Origin of the sequence: uncultured Croceicoccus sp. (assembly GCF_947496385.1) — a bacterium.
GTDB lineage: Bacteria > Pseudomonadota > Alphaproteobacteria > Sphingomonadales > Sphingomonadaceae > Croceicoccus.
In genome coordinates this window covers 37,504-60,155 of the sequence record NZ_CANMCP010000003.1, presented here as the reverse complement: position 1 = coordinate 60,155, position 22,652 = coordinate 37,504, and the positions used below count along the sequence as shown (strand labels likewise).

At 65.8% G+C, this 22,652-nt stretch carries 18 protein-coding genes; 6 read left to right on the top strand and 12 right to left on the bottom strand.

Annotation, left to right across the window (positions count from 1 at the left end; genetic code table 11):
- Nucleotide 1: 1 nt before the first annotated feature.
- From Q0897_RS06075 to sseA, 6 genes are all read right to left on the bottom strand, one after another.
- Nucleotides 2–1,636: a nitrite/sulfite reductase gene (locus Q0897_RS06075; protein ID WP_299308256.1), complete on the bottom strand. Its 1,635-nt coding sequence runs from the start codon at nt 1,634–1,636 to the stop codon at nt 2–4.
- Between the two features lies 1 nt (nt 1,637).
- Entirely contained in the window at nt 1,638–1,934 is a 297-nt protein-coding gene (locus Q0897_RS06070) for a DUF2849 domain-containing protein (protein WP_299308255.1), read from the bottom strand.
- Nucleotides 1,931–2,701: a uroporphyrinogen-III C-methyltransferase gene (gene cobA, locus Q0897_RS06065; RefSeq protein WP_299308254.1), complete on the bottom strand. Its 771-nt coding sequence runs from the start codon at nt 2,699–2,701 to the stop codon at nt 1,931–1,933. Before cobA ends, Q0897_RS06070 begins: the two co-directional genes overlap by 4 nt.
- A 69-nt stretch (nt 2,702–2,770) precedes the next feature.
- Nucleotides 2,771–3,799, bottom strand: coding sequence for a mechanosensitive ion channel domain-containing protein (locus tag Q0897_RS06060; protein ID WP_299308629.1), 1,029 nt, complete (start codon nt 3,797–3,799; stop codon nt 2,771–2,773).
- Nucleotides 3,800–3,960: 161 nt separating this feature from the next.
- Nucleotides 3,961–5,184, bottom strand: coding sequence for a cystathionine beta-lyase (metC, locus tag Q0897_RS06055; RefSeq protein WP_299308253.1), 1,224 nt, complete (start codon nt 5,182–5,184; stop codon nt 3,961–3,963).
- Nucleotides 5,185–5,186: 2 nt separating this feature from the next.
- The gene (gene sseA / locus Q0897_RS06050; RefSeq protein ID WP_299308251.1) at nt 5,187–6,032 is read right to left on the bottom strand and encodes a 3-mercaptopyruvate sulfurtransferase; all 846 of its coding nucleotides are present in this window, start codon (nt 6,030–6,032) and stop codon (nt 5,187–5,189) included.
- A gap of 150 nt (nt 6,033–6,182) precedes the next feature.
- On the opposite strand from sseA, the gene queF reads away from it, so the two are divergent.
- Nucleotides 6,183–6,659: a preQ(1) synthase gene (queF, locus tag Q0897_RS06045; protein ID WP_299308250.1), complete on the top strand. Its 477-nt coding sequence runs from the start codon at nt 6,183–6,185 to the stop codon at nt 6,657–6,659.
- A gap of 38 nt (nt 6,660–6,697) precedes the next feature.
- Here the strand turns inward: queF and Q0897_RS06040 are convergent, their stop codons facing one another.
- Genes Q0897_RS06040 through Q0897_RS06025 form a run of 4 tightly spaced genes read right to left on the bottom strand, consistent with a single transcriptional unit; the run spans nt 6,698 to nt 11,831 of the window.
- Complete coding sequence (locus tag Q0897_RS06040; RefSeq protein WP_299308249.1) at nt 6,698–7,147, bottom strand: MaoC family dehydratase; 450 nt, start codon at nt 7,145–7,147, stop codon at nt 6,698–6,700.
- Nucleotides 7,147–9,072 carry an acetyl/propionyl/methylcrotonyl-CoA carboxylase subunit alpha gene (locus Q0897_RS06035; RefSeq protein ID WP_299308247.1) on the bottom strand — a complete coding sequence of 642 codons (1,926 nt, stop codon included), beginning with the start codon at nt 9,070–9,072 and terminating at the stop codon, nt 7,147–7,149. Before Q0897_RS06035 ends, Q0897_RS06040 begins: the two co-directional genes overlap by 1 nt.
- Before the next feature lie 6 nt (nt 9,073–9,078).
- Nucleotides 9,079–10,680, bottom strand: a complete 1,602-nt coding sequence (locus tag Q0897_RS06030) for a carboxyl transferase domain-containing protein (RefSeq protein WP_299308246.1) — start codon at nt 10,678–10,680, stop codon at nt 9,079–9,081.
- Nucleotides 10,677–11,831, bottom strand: a complete 1,155-nt coding sequence (locus Q0897_RS06025; RefSeq protein WP_299308244.1) for an isovaleryl-CoA dehydrogenase — start codon at nt 11,829–11,831, stop codon at nt 10,677–10,679. Before Q0897_RS06025 ends, Q0897_RS06030 begins: the two co-directional genes overlap by 4 nt.
- Nucleotides 11,832–11,926: 95 nt before the next feature.
- Between Q0897_RS06025 and Q0897_RS06020 the strand changes: the two genes are divergently transcribed.
- From Q0897_RS06020 to Q0897_RS06005, 4 genes are all read left to right on the top strand, one after another.
- On the top strand, nt 11,927–12,874 hold the full coding sequence (locus tag Q0897_RS06020; protein WP_299308243.1) for a LysR family transcriptional regulator: 948 nt from the start codon (nt 11,927–11,929) through the stop codon (nt 12,872–12,874).
- Between the two features lie 11 nt (nt 12,875–12,885).
- On the top strand, nt 12,886–13,878 hold the full coding sequence (locus Q0897_RS06015) for a rhodanese-related sulfurtransferase (protein ID WP_299308242.1): 993 nt from the start codon (nt 12,886–12,888) through the stop codon (nt 13,876–13,878).
- A complete protein-coding gene (locus tag Q0897_RS06010) occupies nt 13,875–14,525 on the top strand; it encodes a glutathione S-transferase (RefSeq protein WP_299308241.1) in 651 nt (216 codons plus the stop codon). The genes Q0897_RS06015 and Q0897_RS06010 overlap by 4 nt, the downstream gene beginning before the upstream one ends.
- Before the next feature lie 161 nt (nt 14,526–14,686).
- Complete coding sequence (locus tag Q0897_RS06005; protein ID WP_299308239.1) at nt 14,687–15,931, top strand: MFS transporter; 1,245 nt, start codon at nt 14,687–14,689, stop codon at nt 15,929–15,931.
- Here Q0897_RS06005 and Q0897_RS06000 read toward each other — a convergent pair.
- Nucleotides 15,918–17,876: a tetratricopeptide repeat-containing sulfotransferase family protein gene (locus Q0897_RS06000; RefSeq protein ID WP_299308238.1), complete on the bottom strand. Its 1,959-nt coding sequence runs from the start codon at nt 17,874–17,876 to the stop codon at nt 15,918–15,920. The genes Q0897_RS06005 and Q0897_RS06000 overlap by 14 nt on opposite strands.
- A 99-nt stretch (nt 17,877–17,975) precedes the next feature.
- Nucleotides 17,976–20,660, bottom strand: a complete 2,685-nt coding sequence (locus Q0897_RS05995) for a TonB-dependent receptor (RefSeq protein ID WP_299308237.1) — start codon at nt 20,658–20,660, stop codon at nt 17,976–17,978.
- A gap of 348 nt (nt 20,661–21,008) precedes the next feature.
- On the opposite strand from Q0897_RS05995, the gene Q0897_RS05990 reads away from it, so the two are divergent.
- Entirely contained in the window at nt 21,009–22,580 is a 1,572-nt protein-coding gene (locus Q0897_RS05990) for a BCCT family transporter (protein WP_299308235.1), read from the top strand.
- The last annotated feature ends 72 nt before the right edge of the window (nt 22,581–22,652 follow it).

Below are 22,652 nucleotides of genomic sequence, written 5' to 3'. Positions count from 1 at the left end.
CTCAACCATAAAGCGCTTCCTTGAACGGGGTCATGCCGATGCGGCGATAGGTGTCGAGGAAACGTTCGCCGTCCTCGCGCTGTGCCAGATAGACATCGGTCGTGGTCTCGATCGCGTCGACGATGCCGTCCTCGTCGAAACCGGGGCCGGTGATCTTGGCGAGCGAGGTATCCGCCGCCTCGCTCCCGCCGAGCAGGAGCTGGTAATTCTCCGTCCCTTTGCGATCGACGCCCAGGATGCCGATGTGCCCGGCATGGTGATGCCCGCAGGCATTGATGCAGCCCGAAATCTTGAGCTTCAGCTCGCCCAGCGTGTCGCCCTTGCCGTTTTCGGCAAAACGCGTGGCGATCTTCTGCGCCAGCGGGATCGAGCGCGCGTTGGCAAGGCTGCAGTAATCGAGGCCGGGACACGCGATGATGTCGCCGATCTGATCGAGGTTGGGCGTGGCGAGGCCAGCGGCGTCCAGCTCCTTGAACAGCTCGTAAAGCTGACCCTTCTCCACATGCGGCAGGACGATGTTCTGCGTATGCGTCACGCGGCATTCGTCGAAGCTGTAGCGCGTGGCGAGGTCGGCCATCACCTGCATCTGCGCGGTGCTGGCATCGCCCGGAATGCCGCCGACGGGCTTCAGGCTGATGACCGCGGCGACATAGCCCGGTGCCTTGTGCGCAACCGTGTTGCGGTCGGCCCACAGCGCGAAATCGGGATCGCTGCGGTCGATGTCGTCGGGCAGGTCGCTCTTGAACGCAGGATCGGCGAAATATTCGCGGATACGGTCGAGCTCGGCGAGGGGCGGTTCGATGCCTTCGCCTTTGAGATGCGCGAATTCTTCCTCGACCTGGCGGGCATATTCATCCTTGCCCATTTCATGGACGAGGATCTTGATACGCGCCTTGTACTTGTTGTCGCGGCGGCCGTGGCGGTTGTAGACGCGCAGCGCCGCCTCGCAATAGGTGACCATCTCGTCGAGCGGCACGAAATCGCGGATAAGCGGCGCGACCATCGGCGTGCGGCCCATGCCCCCGCCGATGTAGAACGCACAGCCCAGCTCGCCCGCGTCGTTCGTCACGATCTGAATGCCGATGTCGTGCAGGCGCATCGCCGCGCGGTCGGTATCCGACGCGATGACGGCAATCTTGAACTTGCGCGGGAGATAGCTGAATTCCGGGTGGAAGCTCGACCATTGGCGAAGCAGCTCGGCATAGGGGCGCGGGTCCGTCACCTCGTCCGCGGCGGCGCCGGCGAAATGGTCCGAACTGATGTTGCGGATGCAATTGCCGCTGGTCTGGATGGCGTGCATTTCCACCGTCGCCAGATCGGCGAGAATGTCGGGCGCATCCTCCAGCTTGATCCAGTTATACTGAATATTCTGGCGGGTGGTGAAATGGCCGTAGCCGCGGTCGTACTTGTCCGCGATTCTTGCCAGCATGCGCATCTGCTCACCATTCAGCGTGCCATAGGGCACCGCCACGCGCAGCATGTAGGCGTGCAATTGCAGGTAGAGCCCGTTCATGAGCCGGAGTGGCTTGAACTGGTCCTCGCTCAGTTCGCCGGACAGGCGGCGGCGCGTCTGATCGCGGAATTCCGCGACGCGCGTGTCGACCATCTGCTGATCGTAAGTGTCGTATTTGTACATTTCAAACCACCCAGTCTGCGGCATTGGCGTCATCGGGGCGCCGGGTCAGGTCCATGCGGACCGTGGGGCCGAGCGCGCGAACGCGATCCTTGATATGGGCGGGGCGGATACCGTCATCGGTCCGCTCCGCATCGATGGCATAGGGCACGTTGACGCGGCGTGCCGCCTCTTCGCGCGCGGCGATTTCATCGGCGCGGTCGCCGACATCGACGGATGCGTTCACGTCGCGGACCCAGTCCGCACCGTCCCACCACACGACGTCGCCGGTTTTCAAATCGTTGCCCGTCAAGATCTTCATGATGCCATTCCCGTTGCCAGCGCGGCCAGCGGCGCATCCGCCCGGCCCCGCGTTACCTCTCCGATCACGATCAGCGCGGGGCTGCGGACCTTTTCATCCTCGACCATCGCGGGCAGACCGGCGAGCGATCCGCGCAGGACGCGCATATCGGGGCGCGCCGCGTTTTCGATGACCGCCACCGGCATGGCGGGCGACAATCCGTCCGCCATCAGCTTTTCCGCGATCTGCGGCGCGGTCTTCACGCCCATGTAGATGACGAGCGTGCGGCCCACGCCCGCAAGCCCGGTCCAGTCCTGCTCACTCAATCCCTTGCACTGTCCCGCGACGAAGCTGACGATGCTGGCATGGTCGCGATGGGTGAGGGGGATCGCGGCGGCGGCGCCGGCTGCATTGGCGGCGCTGATCCCCGGCACGATTTCGACCGGAACGCCGGCGGCGCGGCAGGCCTCCGCCTCCTCGCCTCCGCGTCCGAAGACGAAGGGATCGCCGCCCTTCAACCGCACCACGTCATGGCCGGCGAGCGCCTCGCGCACGAGCAGAGCACAGATCTCGTCCTGCGGCACGGAATGGTAGGCGCGGCGCTTCGCCACCGAAATCAGCCGCGCATCGCGGTGTGCCATGGCGAGGATCGAAGGATCGACCAGCCCGTCATGCACGACGATGCGCGCCGCCATCAACAGGCGCGCCGCCCGCAGGGTCAGCAATTCGGGATCGCCCGGCCCGGCGCCGACGAGATACACCCGTCCAGGGTTTGCGTTTTCGCTCATGCTCGGCAAAATGGTCGCAGCAGGCGAGGAACGCCAGCCAGAACTGTTTGGCGGGGGGCTAGCTGCGCTTTATGCGGAGGGTTCGCCCGTATCCTTCGTGTCCTGTGCGCGCTGCTCCATGCGTTGCGACAGGGCGGCGATGATCTGTTCGAACTGTTCGTTATTGCGCAGGTTGATGTCGCGCTGCGGAAACGGAATTTCGACGCCGGCATCCTGAAACAGATACCACAGCTTTTTCAGCACCTCGGATTTCACATTGCCGACGCCTTCCTCCGGATCGCGGATCCAGCAATGGATGACGAAATCGACCGAGCTGTCGCCATAACCCGACAGCCACACCGATGGGGCGGGCATCTGCAGCACGCGCTTCGAACTTTTCGCGGCCTCCAGCATCAATTCCTCGGCCAGTGCGATATCGCAGCTGTAGGAGATGCCGACGGGAATCTGAAACCGCACGTTCCGGCTGGAATAGGACCAGTTCTCGACCTGGTTGATCATCAGGTTTTCGTTCGGGATCAGATATTCGCGTTCGTCGCGGGTGGTCACCGACACGGCGCGAATGCCGATCTTGCGAATCTGGCCAAAGCTTTCATTGCCGGTCTGGTCGGCGACGGCGATGACGTCGCCCGGCTTGATCGAACGGTCCATGAGCAGGATCATCCCCGCGATCAGATTGCCGAAGGTTTTCTGAAGCCCGAAACCGATGGCAAGACCGAACGCACCCGAAAACACGGCCAGCGCGGTGAGGTCGATGCCGAGAATATCGACCCCGATCAGGATCGCCATCGCCCACACGCCCAGCGTGATGAGCTTTTCGGCGAGCAGCGTCTGCGTCGGGCTCAACCGGTTGAGCTTGCCCACCGCGCTCGACCCCAGACGGCTGCCGAGCCGGGCCAGCACGAACACGCCGACGATCACGATCGCCACCAGCAGCACGGTCCACAGCGAGAACCGCGTATCGCCCACCGTGAAGCCGATCGCATCGAGCTGACCGATCATCTCGCCGATGGTGAGGTTCTGGCTCGCGACCGCCTCGCGGATTTCGTCGGCGCCGCTGACGGCGTCGGGCGCTTCGGCCGTGGGGGTGGGGGACGGCATGATGAGCGGCTCGCCGCCGACGGCCTGGCTCGCGGTGTCGGCGGCGCGGCTGACGGCGGTGGCCGTTTCCATGACCGTTTCATCGGCGGTCGCATCGGCGCCAGCGGGCATGTCCGTCGGCGTGGGAATGGGGGTGGGAACCGCGAGCGGATTGCCGGACATCAGGCGTTCTCCATCGCGGCAAAACCATTCGCAAGGTCGGCGATGAGGTCGCCTGTATCCTCCAGCCCGATCGACAGCCGGATCGCCAGCGTATCGTCCTCGCCCATCCCGGCCGGCGGCCACGGACGGACGGAGCGGTTCGCGCGCGGATCCACCGGGAGGGCAAGGCTTTCATACCCGCCCCAGCTATAGCCGATGCCGAACAGGGACAGCGCGTCGATGAAGCGGGCGCGCGCGGCGGCGTCCCGGCCCTTGAGGACAAAGCTGAACAGCCCGCAGCCCCCGGTAAAGTCGCGCGACCACAGATCGTGCCCCGGCGCGCCCTCCATCATCGGGCACAGCACGGCGGCGACCTCGTCCCGCGCGGCCAGCCATTGCGCGATGCGCAGGGCCGAGGCCGCCTGCTGCCGCAGCCTGAGGTCGAGCGTGCGAAGCCCGCGCAGCGCCAGCGCCGCATCGTCGGGCGACACCACGTGGCCCAGTGCCTGCGCCGTGCGGCGGATCCGGGGATAGAGGCGTTCGTTCGCCGTCACCGACCCCATCATGAGATCGGAATGCCCGCCCACATGTTTCGTGAGCGCAAGGATCGATCCGTCGCAACCATGCGGCAGGGCGGCGAATCCCGTCGGCCCGGCCCATGTGTTGTCGATCAGCACGACCGCATCATGGTCATGCGCGATGTGCGCGAGCGCGGGCACGTCGCACACCTCCATCGTCAGGCTGCCCGGATTTTCGAGCAGGACCGCCGCGACTCCTTCGCCGCACGCCTCGGCAAAGGCTGCATGGTCGAGCGGGTCGAAGAATTGCGTCGTCACGCCAAACGTCTTCAAAAGCCCCAGGCCCAGGTTCCGGCTCGGGTCATAGGCATTGTCGGTGATGAGCAGCCTGTCGCCCGGCCGCAGCACGGCAAGCAGCGCACCCGCGATCGCCGCCACGCCGGAGGGGTAGAGCATGGTCCCCGCCGCCCCCGGCTCCAGCGCGGTCAGCGCCTCCGCCAAAGCCCATTGCGTCGGCCCGCCGCGCCGGCCGTAGAAAAACCGGCCATCCTCGTTCGTCTTCGGCCCGGCGGCGAGCGCGGCGGTATCCTCGTAAAGATGCGTGCTCGCGCGCCAGACGGGCGGATTGACGACCCCCCCGGCAAGCCCCGGCACGCTGGTATAGGCGGATTTCCGGCCGGCCTCCACGAGCCGGGTCGCGGTCCTGTATTCGGTATCCTTTGCCAAGATCAGGCCAGCCCCTTCGCCTTGGGCGTGTCGGGACTGCTCCCCCATTCCGCCCAGCTTCCGTCGTAAAGCGATACGTCCTTCGTGCCGAGCAATTCCAGCGCAAAGGACAGCACCGCCGCCGTCACGCCCGAACCGCAGCTCGTTACGAACGGCTTTTCGAGATCGAGCCCGGCGGCCTGGAACACGCCCTGTATCTCGGTCATGTCCTTCATCCGCCCGTCCCCTTCGAACAGCATGCCGATGGGCACGTTCTTCGCACGCGGGATATGGCCGGATGCGACGTCCTCGCGCGGTTCGGGGTCCTGTCCTGTGAACCGGGCGGCGCTGCGGGCATCGACGATTTGCGCGGCACGGCTATCGAGATTGTCGAGCATGCTCTGCTTGTCGCGGAGCATCGTTTCGTCGAGCCGTGCCATGAAATCGCCGGACGGGCAGGCTTTCGCCGTGCCCCGCTCAATGCCACGCCCCTGCATGTTCCAGCGGTGCAGCCCCCCGTCGAGCACGGCGACACGGGCATGGCCGAACAACCGCATCAGAAACCAGCCGCGCATCGCGGAATGGAGCGGCGAATTGTCGTAAAGCACGACGTGCGTGTCCGCCGATATGCCCAGCGCGCGCATCCCGCGTTCGAAATGTTGTGCCGGGGGTATCGTGTTGTCGAATTCGGCATCGCGGTCGGACAGCGCGGCAAGGTCCATGAACCCGGCGCCCGGAATGTGGAGCGCGTCGAACTCCGTCGCCGGGTCGCGCCCGGTGCCGCCCATGTGATAGCTCGCGTCGAGCACGCGAAGATCGTCCTCACCCAGCCGTTCGGCCAGCCATTCGGTCGTGATCAGCATGTCCATGCGTTCTGCTCCTCTGGATGCCGCCGGATGCGGCCCTGCGGCACAGGCTACAAGGCGGGACCCCCTGCTGTCCATCGGCATGGCGGCGCATGGACCGTTCGGCGTGCGGGAGGGCTTGAGCATCGGCGCGGCCCGGTGCAAAGGGCGGACATGGCCGACACATCGAACGATCATCCGCAAAACGCCCCGCTGCACCTGGGGCAGAGCAGCGCGCTTCCCGCCTCGCCGGAGGAGGCGGTGCTCGACTACGTGCCCAATCCGCGGACGGGCGCGCTTTACATGGTGCGCTTTGCCGCGCCGGAATTCACCTCGCTGTGCCCCGTCACGTCACAGCCCGATTTCGCGCATCTCGTCATCGATTACGCGCCGGGCGAGACCATCGTGGAATCGAAATCGCTCAAGCTTTTTCTGGCATCGTTCCGCAACCACTGCGGCTTTCACGAGGATGTCACCGTCGGCATCGGACAGCGGCTTTTCGACGAGATGAAGCCTGCATGGCTGCGCATCGGCGGGTATTGGTATCCGCGCGGCGGCATTCCCATCGACGTGTTCTGGCAGAGCGGGCCGGTGCCGGACGGGCTGTGGGCGCCGGAACAGGGCGTCGCATCCTATCGCGGGCGGGGATAGGGCGGCGGCGGCGTTCGCTCCGCCATCCGCCCGCCCGCTCACGCTTTCTTGCGGAGCAGCGCCGAGCGCAGGCAACGGCAGACGATCTCGTCCCGTTGATTGATGAGTTCGTGGCGAAAGGTGACGATCCCTGAATCGGGCCGCGATTTCGATTCGCGCAAGTCATGGACCTCCGTCTCCGCCCGCACCGTATCGCCGATGAACACCGGTTTGGGATGCACCAACGCGTCATAGCCGAGATTCGCCACCAGCGTGCCCAGCGTCGTGTCGCCGACCGAAAGCCCCACCATCAACGCAAATGTAAACGTGCCATTGACGAGGATCCGGCCGAACTCGCTCTCCTTCGCGGCCTCGGCATCGAGGTGGAGCGGCTGCGGATTATGGGTCATGGTGGTGAAGAGCAGGTTGTCCGTCTCCGTCACCGTGCGGCGAATGTCATGGGCGATGCGGTCGCCGATGGCCCATTCGTCGAAAAAGCGGCCCGCCATCAATCGTCCCCCTTTTCAATCCGGGCCAGCACGGCCTCCACCTGCACCTGCGCGCCTTCGCTCGCGGACAATTCCGCGACCGTCCCGTCGAACGGCGCGGTGAGAGCATGCTCCATCTTCATCGCTTCGAGTACCATGAGCCGTTGGCCCGCGGTCACGCTATCGCCCTCGGCCACGTCGACGGACAGCACCTTGCCCGGCATCGGCGCGAGGATCGCCCCGTCGCCCGCCGCCGCCGCGCCGGTCCCGCGAATGGCGGTATCGAAGGCATAGGCGGTTCCGGCGTTGAAGAGCACGACGCGCCCCGCATCGCGATAGCCCGACACCACCGCTTCGGCCGCGACATCGTCGGCGAAGTCGAAATCGTCGTCGTCCTCGCCCACCCACACGGTTTCGTCATCCGCATGGGCGAGGTCGATGGTGCGCACGTCGCCCTTGAACGACAGCGTGACCGCGCGCCGGGTTCCCCGGTTGAGCCGGAAGCCCGACAGCATCGGTTCGCCATCGTCATCCTCCGCCGCAATGCGCGCCGCCACGAGCCAGTCGGCATCGTCCGGCTCGCCCGCGGGGATCAGCGCATCGCCCCGGTCCGCGATGAAGCCGGTGTCGAGATCGGCAGCCCGGAAATCCGCATCGTTCAATGCACGCACCAGGAACCCGGCATTGGTGCGCACCGGGAACACCTCCGTCTGCGACAGGGCGAGGGCGAGGGCGTCGATCGCCTCCTCCCGCGTGTCGCCATGGCACACGACCTTGGCCACCATCGGGTCGTAGAACGGCGACACCTCGCCCCCTTCCTCGACCCCGGTTTCGATCCGGTCCGCATCGCCGAACCACAGGTGTTCGAGCCGTCCCGTGCTGGGCAGGAAGCCAGTGGCGGGATCCTCGGCATAGAGGCGCGCCTCGATCGCGTGGCCGTCGATGGACAGGTCGTCCTGCGCCAAGGGGATCGGTTCGCCCGCCGCGACGCGCAATTGCCATTCGACGAGATCGACGCCCGTGATTTCCTCGGTCACCGGGTGTTCGACCTGAAGCCTGGTGTTCATCTCCATGAAGAAGATGCGATCGGCGCGCAGGCCGTCGCTGGTATCGGCGATGAATTCGATGGTGCCAGCACCCTCGTAATCGACGGCCTTGGCCGCGCGCACGGCAGCGGCGCAGATCTCGGCGCGGGTGGCCTCGTCCATGCCGGGGGCGGGCGCTTCCTCGATCACCTTTTGATGGCGGCGTTGAAGCGAGCAGTCACGCTCGAACAGATGGACGACATTGCCGTGCGAATCGCCGAACACCTGCACCTCGATATGGCGCGGCGCGGTCATCCATTTTTCGAGCAGGACCTCGTCATTGGAAAAGCTCGCGCTGGCCTCCCGCCGGCAGGATTGCAGCGCCGCGTCGAAATCGGCCGCATCGTCGACCTTGCGCATGCCCTTGCCGCCGCCGCCCGCGACCGCCTTGATCAGCATGGGATAGCCGATCTTGTCCGCTTCCTCCTTCAACCGCTGCGCCGACTGATCCGCGCCGTCGTAACCGGGCGTGACCGGCACGCCGGCCTCCCGCATCAGCTTCTTGGCCGCATCCTTCAGGCCCATGGCGTCGATGCTCGACGGTTTCGGCCCGACCCAGATCAGCCCCGCATCGATGACCGCCTGCGCAAAGCCTGCGTTTTCGGACAGGAAGCCATAGCCGGGATGGATCGCCTCGGCGCCCGTATCCTTCGCCGCGGCGATGATACGCTCGCCGACAAGGTAGCTTTCATTGGCCGGCGAGGGGCCGATATGCACGGCCTCGTCCGCCATGCGCACGTGGGGCGACCCGGCATCGGCATCGGAATGGACCGCGACCGTGCGGATGCCCATGGCGCGGGCGGTGCGGATGATCCGGCATGCGATTTCGCCGCGATTGGCGATGAGAAGGGATTTCATCATGTCAGATCACATCCTGAACACGCCGAAGGGCGCATGGTCGGGGATCGGCGCCTCGAGGCTGGCCGAAAGGGACAGAGCGATCACCTCGCGCGTTTGCGCAGGGTCGATGACGCCATCGTCCCACAATCGCGCCGTCGCGTAATAGGGATTGCCCTCGGTTTCGTATTTCTCGCGGATGGGGGCCTTGAACGCCTCGGCCTCCTCCTCGCTCCAGTTGTCGGCGTCGCGATGCACGGTGGCGAGCACGCTCGCCGCCTGTTCGCCGCCCATGACCGAGATGCGCGCATTGGGCCAGGTGAACATGAAGCGCGGTTGATACGCCCGGCCGCACATGCCGTAATTGCCCGCGCCAAAGCTGCCGCCGATGACGACGGTGATCTTCGGCACCTGCGCGCAGGCGACCGCGGTGACGAGTTTCGCGCCGTGTTTGGCGATGCCCTCCGCCTCGTATTTCCCGCCGACCATGAAGCCGGAGATGTTCTGCAGGAAGAGGAGCGGCACGCGCCTTTGACAGGCGAGTTCGATGAAATGCGCGCCCTTCTGTGCGCTTTCGCTGAACAATACGCCATTGTTGGCGAGGATCGCGACCGGCATGCCCATGACATGCGCAAACCCGCAGACCAGCGTATTGCCATAGAGCGGCTTGAACTCGTGGAATTCGCTTCCGTCGACAATCCGGGCGATCACCTCGTGCACGTCATAGGGGGCGCGCACGTCGTCGGGGATCAGGGCGTAGAGATCCTCGGCATCGAATTTGGGTTCGCGCGGTTCCTGAAACGCGAGCGGGGCGGGGTTGTTCACGCCCAGGTGGCTGACGATGTCGCGCACGAGGGTGAGCGCATGATCGTCGTTTTCGGCGAGGTGGTCGGCCACGCCCGATTTGCGCGCATGCAGGTCGCCGCCGCCCAGATCCTCCGCACTGATCTCCTCGCCCGTGGCGGCCTTGACCAATGGCGGCCCGGCGAGGAAGATCGTGCCCTGTTCGCGCACGATCACCGTTTCGTCGGACATGGCGGGGACATAGGCGCCGCCCGCCGTGCAGCTTCCCATGACGCAGGCGATCTGCGGGATGCCCATGCCGCTCATCTGCGCCTGGTTGTAGAAGATGCGCCCGAAATGGTCGCGGTCGGGAAAGACCTCCGCCTGATAGGGGAGGTTCGCGCCGCCGCTGTCGACGAGGTAGATGCACGGGAGACGATTTTCGCGGGCGATTTCCTGCGCGCGCAAATGCTTCTTCACCGTCATGGGATAGTAGCTGCCGCCCTTCACCGTGGGATCGTTGGCGGCAATCATGACCCAGCGTCCGGCAACCTGCCCGACGCCGGCGATCATGCCCGCACCCGCCACGTCACCTTCGTACATGTTATGCGCGGCGAGCTGCCCGATTTCGAGGAAGGGCGCACCGGGGTCGAGCAGCCGCTCCACTCGGTCGCGGGCGAGCAGCTTGCCGCGCGACACGTGGCGCTCGCGATGCTTTTCACTTCCGCCCAGCGCGGCGGCCGCGACGTGGCTGCACAGCTCTTCGGCGAGGCTTCGGTTGTGCGCGGCGCGTTGCCGGGCCTCCGGGCTCGCCATGTCGAGGGTCGAGGTAAGGACAGGGCCGCTCATGATTTCATCAGCTCCCGCCCGATCAGCATGCGCCGGATTTCATTGGTGCCCGCCCCGATGTCGAGCAGTTTCGCATCGCGCAGGAAACGCTCCACCGGCCAGTCCTTGGTATAGCCAGCGCCGCCCATCGCCTGCACCGCCTCGTTCGCGACGCGAAAGGCGTTCTCGCTCGACAGCAGGATCGCGCCTGCCGCGTCGAAGCGCGTCGTGCGCCCCGCGTCGCACGCCTTCGCCACGGCATAGACATAGGCCCGCGCCGATTGCAGCGCGACATACATGTCCGCGATCTTCGCCTGCATGAGCTGAAACTCGCCGATGGGCTTGCCGAACTGCTGACGCTCGCGAAGATAGGGGAGCACCACGTCGAGGCAGGCCTGCATGATGCCGAGCTGGATGCCCGACAATACGACGCGCTCGTAATCGAGCCCGCTCATCAGCACCTTCACCCCTTCGCCGATGCCGCCCATGACGTTGTCGTCGGGCACGAAGCAATCGTCGAACACGAGCTCGGCCGTGGGCGAGCCGCGCATCCCCATCTTGTCGATCTTCTGACCGATGGAGAACCCGTCGAAGTCCTTCTCGATCAGGAAGGCGGTGATCCCCTTCGCGCCCGCGTCCATGTCCGTCTTGGCATAGACGACGAGCGTGTCGGCATAAGGCGCGTTGGTGATCCAGAACTTGTTGCCGTTGAGGGTCCAGCCCCCGTCGGCCCTGTCCGCCTTCAGCTTCATCGACACCACGTCGGAGCCTGCGTTCGTCTCGCTCATCGCGAGCGAGCCGACATGCTCCCCGCTGACCAGTTTCGGCAGGAATTTCGCCTTTTGCGCATCATTGCCCCACCGCGCGATCTGATTGACGCAAAGGTTGGAATGCGCGCCATAGGACAGGCCGACCGACGCGGATGCCCGGCTCACCTCCTCGCACGCGATGACATGGTGCAGATAGCCGAGCCCCAGCCCGCCGAATTCCTCCGGCACGGTCATGCCGTGGAGGCCAAGTTCGCCCATCTGCGGCCATAGCGCGCGGGGGAAGCTGTCCTCCGCGTCGATCTTCGCGGCGAGCGGTTCGATCTGTTCGCGGGCGAACCGTTGCACCGTGTCGCGGATCATCCGCGCATTCTCGTCTATATCGAACTCGAACTGGGGGGTCATGGGTTTCCTCTCGGATCTCGTGTTGGATGCGTTCTAATCCCATGGGGCGGGCGGATGCAATTGATACGGCCTTATTGATACGATAGGTCTGGTCTATGATCGAACGCTATCTCGTGCGCTATTTCCTTGCCGTGGTCGAACAGGGGACGTTTTCGGCGGCAGCCGCCGCTGCGCAGGTGTCACAGCCTACGCTGTCCTCCGGCATTGCCAAGCTGGAACGGCTGCTCGGCACGGTCCTGTTCGAGCGGAACAATCGCCGGGTCGAGCTTACGACGGCGGGCACACGCTTCATGCACCATGCCCGGCTGATCGAGCGGGAATTCGCCGCGGCCGAACGCGGTGCGGCGGACGATGCGCCCTCCATGCTCATCCGCATCGGCATCGCCTCGACCCTGCCGGCGACGCTGAGCGGGCGGGCGGTTGGCGCCGCGCTGCGTGCCGAGGACGCCATCCGGATCGAGGTGGCGCATGGCCGCATGCGCGACCTGATGCAGAGCCTGCGGCGCGGGCGGCTTGATCTCGTCGCGGGGCCGGTGCCGGACGATGCGCTGTGCCTGCGCGACTTATTCGAGGAGCCGTATCTCCTCGCCATGGCGGAGGATCATCCGCTGGCGGACCGGGCGAAGGTCACGGCGGACGAGCTGGTGCGCGAACCGATGATCGTGCGCCGCTGGTGCGAGGTGCTGCCCGAAACGAGCCGTTTCTTCACGCAGGCCGGCATCCGCCCCTTCATGGCGTCGCGCACGACGAACGACGAAACCGCCGCCGCGCTGGTGCGGGCGGGGCTGGGCATGACGGTGATGCCGGCGTGCCACGCGGCGCCGGGTTTGCGGCTGGTCCCGCTCGACGGGTTCGCGATGCGGCGGCGCGTCGGCCTCGTGGCGGAGAGGGAGACGATGGGGCGGGTGGCGGGTTCGGCCGCGGTGCGGGCATTGGGCGATGTGCTGGCGGGGCCTGATGAGGAGCCGGATGCTGAGCCCGGATCGGCGCCCGATGCCGGAATTGGCGGATCGGATGCTGACGCGCGGCGCGATTGCGGCTAGGGACTGCGCGCATGACCGATGCTTGCCTGCCGACCGACCGTGCCGATCCCTCCGCGCCCGCTACGCCGCCCGTCCGCGTGGCCGCGCTCTACCGCTTTGCCCGGTTCGAGGATTGCGAAACGCTGCGTGCGCCGCTGCTCGACCTGTGCCGGGCAGAGGGCATTCACGGCACGCTCCTCCTCGCGCCGGAGGGGATCAACGGCACCATCGCCGGCACGGACGCGGGGATCGACGCGGTGCTGCGCCATATTCGCAGCCTGCCCGATTGCGCCGCGCTCGACGTGAAATATTCCGCCGCGCCCACCATGCCGTTCCACCGGATGAAGGTGCGGATCAAGCGCGAGATCGTCACCATGGGACAGGCAGACATCGACCCGCGCACGAGCGTCGGCACCTATGTCGAGCCGGAGGATTGGAACGCGCTCATCCGCGATCCCGACACGATCGTGATCGACACGCGCAACGATTACGAGGTCCGCATCGGCACGTTCGAGGGTGCGATCGACCCGAAAACGGCGAGTTTCCGTGATTTTCCCGACTGGTTCCGACAGGAGCGCGACCGCCTGCTGGGTGAGGGGAAGGCGCCGCGGGTCGCGATGTTCTGCACCGGCGGAATCCGCTGCGAAAAATCGACCGCGTTCTTGAAAAGCGAAGGGGTGGAGGACGTCCACCATCTCAAGGGCGGCATCCTGCGCTATCTCGAGACGGTCCCCGCGGCGCAGAGCCTGTGGCAAGGCGAGTGCTTCGTCTTCGACCAGCGCGTCGCGGTCGGCCACGGGCTGTCGGTGGGCACCCATGCGCTGTGTCATGCGTGCCGGGAGCCGGTCGCGGCGGCGGATCTGCACTCGCCCCTGTTCGAGGAAGGGGTGTCCTGCCCCGCCTGCCACGCCGCGCGGACCGAGGCGCAGAAAGCCTCGGCGCGCGAACGCCACCGCCAGGAAACGCTCGCCGCGGCGCAGGGGCGCGCTCACGTCGGGGCAAGCATGGGGGAGGCTGAACGATGAATGCGCATGGCGGCGAAACCGGTCTGCCGGTGCTCTACAGCTTTCGGCGGTGCCCCTATGCGATGCGGGCGCGCCTCGCGCTGATGGTGACGGGAACGCGCTGCGAATTGCGGGAGGTGAAGCTGAGTGCGAAGCCCGATGCGCTGCTCGCCGCGTCGGCAAAGGGAACCGTGCCGGTGCTGGTCATGGCCGACGGGACGGTCGTCGACGAAAGCATCGACATCATGCGCGCCGCACTGGCCAGAAACGATCCCGAAGGATGGCTCGACCGCGACGATCCCGCGCTGATCGCGGCGAATGACGGCGGTTTCAAGCATGATCTCGACCGTTATAAATATCCCGAACGGCACGGGTCCGATCCGCTCGCCCATCGCGCGGCGGGGATGCGGTTCCTGCGCGATCTCGACGCCCGCCTGTCGCAAGCCGCGCAGCTTTGCGGCCATGCGCGCGGGATCGTGGACGCCGCGATCTTTCCCTTCGTCCGGCAATTTGCCGCGGTGGACCGCGCATGGTTCGCCGATGCCCCGGTGCCGCATCTGCGCGAATGGTTGAACGGCCATCTGGAATCGGACCTGTTCGCCGGGATCATGACAAAGCGCAAGCCATGGGCGCCGGGCGACGCGCCGGTGGTGTTCGCGCCCGCCTGAACCGCGGCTTCGGCCCCGCCGGTCGGTGCCTGTCCCGCTTTTGCTATACGTGGCGGTCACTTGCGACTAGGGCGCCCTGCGCGCGGACGAGGTGATTCGCATGCGCGTATCGCATGGCCGCCGCGGCCAGGTGCCGGGTTCGACCGCAAAGGAGCAGATCGATGCGACAATTCGAACCGGTGAAGGCCGTCGGAAGCCTGCTGATCGCGGTGGCGCTGCTGATGCTGGGCAATGGTTTTGTCGGCACGCTGCTGTCCATCCGGCTGGAGGCGGCGGGCGTGTCCGCGCCGTTCATCGCCTTGCTCACGACGGCCTATTTCGCGGGGCTGACGGCGGGCTCGTTCCGCATGGGCGGGCTGGTCGCGCGGGTCGGGCATATTCGCGCCTTCGGGGCGGTGGTGTCGCTGCTCTCAGCGAGCACGCTGACCTATGCGATTTTTCCGAACCTGGTGCTGTGGATCGTGCTGCGCTTTGTCGACGGGCTTTGCATCGCGGGCGTGTATCTGTGCATCGAAAGCTGGCTCAACCGGCGCGCGACGGTGGAAACGCGGGGTACGATCCTCGCCGCCTACATGATCGCGCTCTATTCCGGGCAGGCGGCGGGGCAGTTCTTCGTCAATCTCGAAGGGTCGCCGATGCTGCCCTTCGTGGTGTCGTCGGTGCTGGTATCGCTCGCCGTGATCCCGGTCGCACTGACCCGCATCGCGAGCCCGGATATCGAGGCGCAGAGCCACATCGCGCTGCCCGCCTTGTTCCGCGCGTCGCCGCTCGGGCTGGTGGGCGTGGGGGCGACGGGGCTGGCGCTTGGGGCGTTCTATGGCTTGGCCGCGGTTGCGGGGCGGCAATCGGGGCTCGCCATCGGCAACATCACCTTTTTCATCAGCGCGGTGATCGCGGGCGGGGTCGCGCTGCAATATCCGATGGGTCATCTCTCCGACCGGTTCGATCGCCGGCTCGTGATCCTGGTCGCGACGGTGGGCGGGGCGCTGGCGGCGGTCGCCTTGGCGGTGGCGGGCGCGGTCGTGTGGGCGATGGCGCTGGCGGGTGCGCTGCTGGGCGGGATGGTGTTCGCGCTCTACCCGCTATGCGTGGCGCATACCAATGACCGCCTCACCGAGGAGGAGCAGTTGAGCGCGAGCGGCGGTCTGATCCTCGTCTATTCGGCGGGGGCGGCGGCGGGGCCGATCGCGGGGTCGCTCGCCATGCAGATGATCGGGCCGGCGGGGCTGTACCTCTTCATCGCCGGGGTCATCGGCGCCGCGATGGTGTTCGCGATCTGGCGCATCTTCCGCAGCGAGGCCGTCCCCAACGATCAGCAGCAGCCGTATCAGATCCTGCCGCGTACCTCGCCCATGTCCGCCGCGCTGGAGCCGTTTTCGGAGGAAAGCGAGTTTATCGAGGAGTAAGCGCGGCCCTGAGTTCGCCGAGCCAGGGTTCGAAGGGTTTCCACGCATCGACCCCCGAACGATTGATCGGGCGGCGCACCTGTTCCGAACTCGCCGTGCGGACGGCCCGGTCGGTGCGATGGAAATCGAGGCAGGCCTCTTCGAAGGGCAGGCCGCAATGGTCGAGCATGCGGCGCACCTGCCCCTCCAGATCGTCCAGAACATCCTCGTGCTGCACGCGCAGGACCCGGCCCGGCAGCACCTCGTCCCAATGCGCCATGAGATCGACGTAATCGCGGTAATAGCGCCCGATTTCGGTCAGGCCGTAGGTGAATTCCTGCCCTTCGGCGAAGAGCTGCTTGAACCCCGAAAAGCAGCAATCCATCGGCGCCCGGCGCGCATCGAGGATTTTTGCGTTCGGCAGGATGAGATGGATCAGCCCGACATGCCGGAAATTGTTCGGCATCTTGTCGATGAAGAACGGCGCCCCCTGACGATGGATGCGGGTGTTCTCGATATAGTCATGGCCGAATTTGGCGAATTGTTCATCGCGCAATTCATGCAGGATTTCGGGGTAGCGCGATTGCCCGGCCCGCCGCCCGCGCAACCGGTGGGCGAGCGCGAGGATATCGGGCAGCTCCATCGTCCCGTCCACCATCGAGTGCGAGGCGAGAATCTGTTCCAGCAAGGTCGAACCCGCACGCGGCAGGCCGACGATGAAAATGGGATCGGGCGCGGGATCGCCGCTCTTTTCATGGGCGGAGAACAGTTCGGGCGTGCACGCCGCTTTCTGCCGGTTCAGCTCCTCGCTCATCCGGTCCGGGTCATAGCGGGTCTGCCGGCGTTTGAGGTCGTTGCCGGCGGCATAATGGGCAAAGGCGGTGTCGTAGTCCCCTGCATCCTCCGCCGCCTTCGCCATCGCGAATTCGAGGTGGACCCGGTCCATGAACGCCAAGTCGCCGCGGCGCAGGAGCGCGGCCATCTCCGCCCGGTCGGCATCGTCGAACCGCCACGTCTTCAAATTGGCGAGCGCATACCACGCATCGCCATGTGCGGGCGCGGCGGCGATGGCCGCGCGATAGGATGCGACCGCATCCTCCTGTCGCCCCCGGGTTTTCAGCGCATGCCCGCGCGAAGTCAGCGTGGCGGGATCGCCCGGAAGCCGCGCCAGCACGGCATCGAACAGGTCGAACGCCTGCTCGTAATCGCCGGTCTGCATCGCCTCGATCGCGAGGTGCGACTGAAACAGCGGGTTGTCGGGGTCGGTGCGGTAAAGCGCCTCGGCCTCCTCCCGCGCGCGGGCGAATTTCTGCCGCTTGCGCAGGGAGGCGATATAATCGAGCCGCAATTGCACGTTGTCGGGCGCAAAGGCGACCGCGCTTTCAAGCAGGAATTCCGCGTCGTCGACAATGCCCAGCCGGCTGCCGATTTCGGCGAGCAGGCGCATCGCCTCCACGTCGCGGGGATGGCGGCGCAGATAATGGCGGCAGATCTCCTCGGCCCGGAGCAGGCGCCCTTCGTGCAGGTGATGCCCCACCGCGACCAGCTCGCGGGGCAGGGCGCGCAGCCGCTCCGCCTGCGCCATGGCCTGCGCCGCCTCGCCCGGTTTCCCGGCGGCGGTCAGCAATTCGGCCTGCGCTCTCCACGCGGCATCGAGATAGGGGTTGAACCGGCACGCCCGGCCATAGGCATCGCGCGCGCGCTCCGCTTGCCCCTGCGCGCGGGCGAGATGTCCCTGCTCCTGCCAGCCGCGCCCGTATTCGGGCGACGCGGTGTGCAGCCGGGCGAGATACTCCTCCGCGCTCGCATAGTCGCCGAGATAGCGCGCAGCGACCGCGGCGGCGTAGAGCGCATCGGCGTTCTCCCCCCCATCGAGCACCGCGCGCGCCAGCGCCAGCCCGTCGGCAAAGCGCCCCTCGCGCAGCGCGTCCTGCGCCTGTTTCATCGTGTTGTTATCGTCGGTCATCGCCTGCATCCCGTGCCACCGACTGCTCCCAAATGCAAAGCGGCGGGGCAGGCCCGAAGCCGCCCCGCCGCCCATGCGCCTGTCAAGGCCGCGTCATCCTCAGTAATCGAAGGACACGCGCAGGCCGACCGTCAACGGCCGGTTCGTCGTGATCCGGGCGCGATCGTAGTAGAAATTGCCCGCGATCTCGGCCCGCGTATCGGTCAGGTTCTCACCGAACAATTCCGCCGACCACGTCCCGTTGGTTACGCCCGCCGTCGCCCCGAACGTCGTATAGCTGTCGAGTTCCAGGCGGTTGATCAGGATGATGTCGGTGTATTTCGACGCCGAGTAGCGCATCTGCGGCATGACATGGGCGGTCAGCTCGCTGTTGAGATCCCATTCGTAACGCGCGCGCAGATTGCCCTGGAAACCGGGGGCGTAGGCCAGCGGTTCGCCTGTCTGCACGTCGTCGGTCGGGGTGAGCACCTCGGTAATCTCGGTATCGAGGAAGGAGAACGCTCCCGCCACGGTCAGCCCCGGCACCGCATAGGGCGCATAGGTCAGATCGCCCTCGACACCCCAGATTTCCGCGTTCGCCGCATTGTCGGAGAAGAACAGATTGGTGATGCTGGGGTCGAAGATCGTCGTCTGCAACCGGCTGATGTCGACGTAGAAGGCGCTGCCGTTGAAGCGCAGTTCGCGGTTCAGAAGCTCCATCTTCCAGCCGATCTCGTAATTCTGCACCTCGTCGGTGTCGAGTTCGAACGGCACGGTGAAGCCGTTCGGACCCTGCGCGCCGCCGGGCCGGTTGAGCAGGCCGGGACGGAACCCTTCGGAATAGGTGGCGTAGAACAGCAGGTCCTCGGTCGGCGTGTAGGTCAGCGTTCCCTTGAAGATCGTGCCCTTCGCGCGCGCTTCGTCCGGCGCGGAAAGGGCGTTGAACACCTGCTGCGCCTGCGTGGCCGAAAGCCCGGCGTTCATGATGTCCTCGACGCTGTCGCCGGCGTTGAACGTCTGCCGCAGGTCTTCGCTGCAGCTGCCGATGAAGGTATATTGCCCGTCGCCGTCGTAAAGGTCGGACAGGTTCGTGCCGAACGCGTTTTCATCCGTCCCGCTGCTGTTGCAGAAGGAGGAATTGGCCGTGCCCGCGAACCCGACCGACACGTCATAGTAGCGCGCGCCGCCGGTGATGGTGAGAACATCGGGAATGATGTCGAACGACGCCTCGCCGAACAGGCCGAACTGTTCGTCCGTGCGCTTCACATCGTTGCGGAAGATCACGCCATAGGGGAACGGGCCTGCGTCCGACTGATACGCGCCGGGGAAGGGGAAATTGTCCGGGAACGACCCGCCGAACAGGTCGATCATCTCGCTGCCCGGATAGGTGTAGTCGTTGCGTTCCTTGAGCGTGAGATCGGAGTAGAACACGCCCGCCGTGCCGCGCAGGCGGTTTTCCTGCGGCGTGCTGACGCGGAATTCCTGCGTGAAGGTCTTGGCCGAGGTGTCGGACGTGACATACAGGTTGGGGGCCTGGCACGTGCCCGACGGCGCGTTGGCACCGGGGTAGGATACCGAACCGTCGCAGATGTAGTAAGGCAGATATTGCCCCGCGAACAGGTAATCGGTGTAATCGATGCGCTGCGCGGTCTCGCGGTCGGTGTAGGCACCGGTGTAGACGATGTCGAGCATGGCGAGCCGCCCCTCGACCGTCCATGCGGTGTTGGAGAAATCGTCCTCCAGCCGGTCATCCTCGAACCGCTGAATCTCCAGATCGTCGAGATCGAGTTCGGGATCGGCGAAGAACACGCCGTCCGATTCCACGCTCTGCCGCGTATGCGCGACGGTCAGGCGCCAGTCGGGCGTGAATTCGTAAAGCGCGCTGGCCCGGAAACCGGCATATTGCGTGTCGTTGAAGTTTTCCTCGACCAGCCCGTCATTGTTGGCGTCGATGAAATTCACGCCCGACAGATCGGCACCGGCCTGGAAACCGCCGCGCTGCGGGCTGACGGGGACGCCATTGTCGCGCGGGGTGCCGGCGGCGCGGAAACGGGCGCTGTCGCGGGCCGAACGCGTGCCCGCGACATTGTCGATATAGCCGCCCTGATCGTCGAGATAGACGACGCCGCGCAATGCGAGCCGGTCGGTGACCGGCACGTTGAGCATGGCCTCGGCCTTGTAGCTGGTTTCGCCGCCCTTGGTGAAGGAGGTTTCCGCACTGAACCCTGCGTCGAAGCCGGACAGGCGCGGCTTGTTGGTGATGAGCCGGACGACGCCCGCCTGCGAGCTTGCGCCGAACAGGGTGCCCTGCGGCCCGGACAACACCTCGATCCGTTCGAGATCGGCGGCATAAACGTCGAGATTGCGGCCCGGCTGCGAGAGCGGCTGTTCATCGAGATACATCGCCACGTTGGGCGCGAGGCCCGCGACGCCCGCGGTGGTGAGGTTCGGCGTGGTGGAGGCGAGGCCGCGAATGTAGATCGTGCTCTGCCCCGGTCCGCTGCCGCCCGCGGTCACGTTGGGAAGCTGCGCCAGGTAATCGTCGAAGGTCGCGACGCCCAGGTTCTGAAGCTCTTCCTGACCGATGGCGTTCACCGATACGGCGACGTCCTGCAGGCTTTCGGTCTGCTTCGTCGCGGTCACGATGATCTCGGTCACGCCGCCCTGTCGCGCGGGCTTCGGCTTCGCCTTGGAGGCGGGTACGGGCGGATTGGGTGTCGGCGTGGTCACGTCCTGCGCGATGGCCGGCACCGCGAGCACAATCGCCATCGCACCAGCGGACACGCCGCTGCTCAGCTTGAACATATTTTCTTCCCCGTTTTTTGCGGTCTGCGGCGCGACTGGCCACAGCGTTCAGAATTGATCGCGAGGGACGAGGCGCAGCATTGCGCAGGTGGTCCGCACTCGCGATGGGGATCGGCTAGGGAAGGATCCGGGCGATGGCCACCCGTTGCAACATAACATTTGCCATGTTTTTGATCGTTGTTGCAAAATCGACACACACCGCCTATCCGCGGCGTCACACCGAGCATCCGCACACCTAAAAGCGCGTGAATTCACGCATTGCGGCTTACGAACCATCCCTTTTTCGATAGAGGGGCGGTTCGCATCGCGCGTCCGGATCCGGACCGAACAGTTGGAAAGACAGGTTTTATGGCAGGCACAGGCGCGGCGGATACGAAACCCGCCACTTTCAAACCAACGGTGTTCTTCGGTGCGATCGCGGCCATTTCCGCGCTGATCGCGGCGGCGGTGCTCGATCCCGACGATGCGGCGGACCGGTTCAACGCGGTGCAGGCATGGGCGACGAGCAATTTCGGCTGGCTGCTCGTGCTCACCGTGAACGTGATGCTGATCACCTGCGGCTATCTCGCGTTCACGCGGCGCGGCAATGTCCGGCTCGGCGGGGTGAAGGCAAAGCCGCAATATTCGCTGCCGAGCTGGTTCGCCATGCTGTTCAGCGCAGGCATGGGCATCGGCCTCCTGTTCTACGGCGTTGCCGAACCCGTGCTCCATTTTTCCGCCCCGCCGTTGAGCGCGTTTTCCGACCCCGATGCGGCGCTGGTGCGCGGGCTGGCCGGCAATGCGCAGCATGCGATGGGCCTGACCTTTCTGCACTGGGGCCTGCATGCGTGGGGCATTTATGCCATCATCGGCCTGTCGCTCGCCTATATCTGCTACAATCGCGAACTGACGCTCAGTATCGGCTCGTTCCTGAAGGAAGCGTTTCCGCGCATGCCGACCTTCCTCGTCGATCTGATCGACGTGCTGGCCATCACGGCGACGGTGTGCGGCGTTGCCGCCTCGCTCGGTTTCGGGGCGTCGCAGATCAACGCAGGGCTCGCCCTGCTCACCGGCCTTCCGGAAACGGGGCTGGTGAAGGCGATCCTGATCGCGGTCATCACCGCGCTTGCCACGATTTCGGTCGCGATGGGCCTCGACAAGGGGATCCGCATCCTGTCGGAGGTGAACATGGCGCTCGCGGTCGGGCTGGCGCTGTTCGTGCTGATCGCGGGGCCGACGGTCTTCCTGCTCGACGGGTTCGTGCAGAATATCGGCTATTACCTGCAACAATTCGTCTATCTCTCGACCTGGACCGAGACCTATACCGCCGGCGAATGGCAGGGCAGCTGGACGATCTTCTACTACGCCTGGTGGATCAGCTGGTCGCCGTTCGTCGGGATCTTCATCGCGCGCATTTCCTATGGCCGCACGATCCGCGAATTCATTCTCGGCGTGCTGCTGGTGCCGACGCTGTTCACCTTTGCGTGGATGACGATCTTCGGCGACAGCGCGCTTTACATCGAGCTGTTCGGTGCCGGGGGATTGTCGGAGGCGGTCGCGGCCAGCATGCCCGACGCATTGTTCGCCTTCCTCAGCCATTATCCGCTGTCCGAGCTCGCCTCGGGGCTCGCCATCGTGATCGTCGCGACGTTCTTCGTGACCTCGGCCGATTCGGGCGCGCTGGTGACGGCGATGATCGCATCGGGCGGGCATCAGGAGGCCGGCTTCACCCCGCGCGTGACATGGGCGGTGGCGATCGGCGTGCTGGCCGGTGCCCTGTTGTGGAGCGGCGGGATGGGCGCGTTGCAGACCGCCGCCATCGTGACCGGGCTGCCCTTCGCGCTGGTGCTGCTGGCGATGACCTATGGCCTGCTCAGGATGCTGGCCGAGCGGCGCGTGTTCGACACCGGACGCAGGCTCAGCGACGACGACGGCGATTGATCGCGCCGCATCTTTCGCGCCTATGAAAAAGGGCCCCCGCCACGGTGGCGGGGGCCCTTTTTGCATGAACGG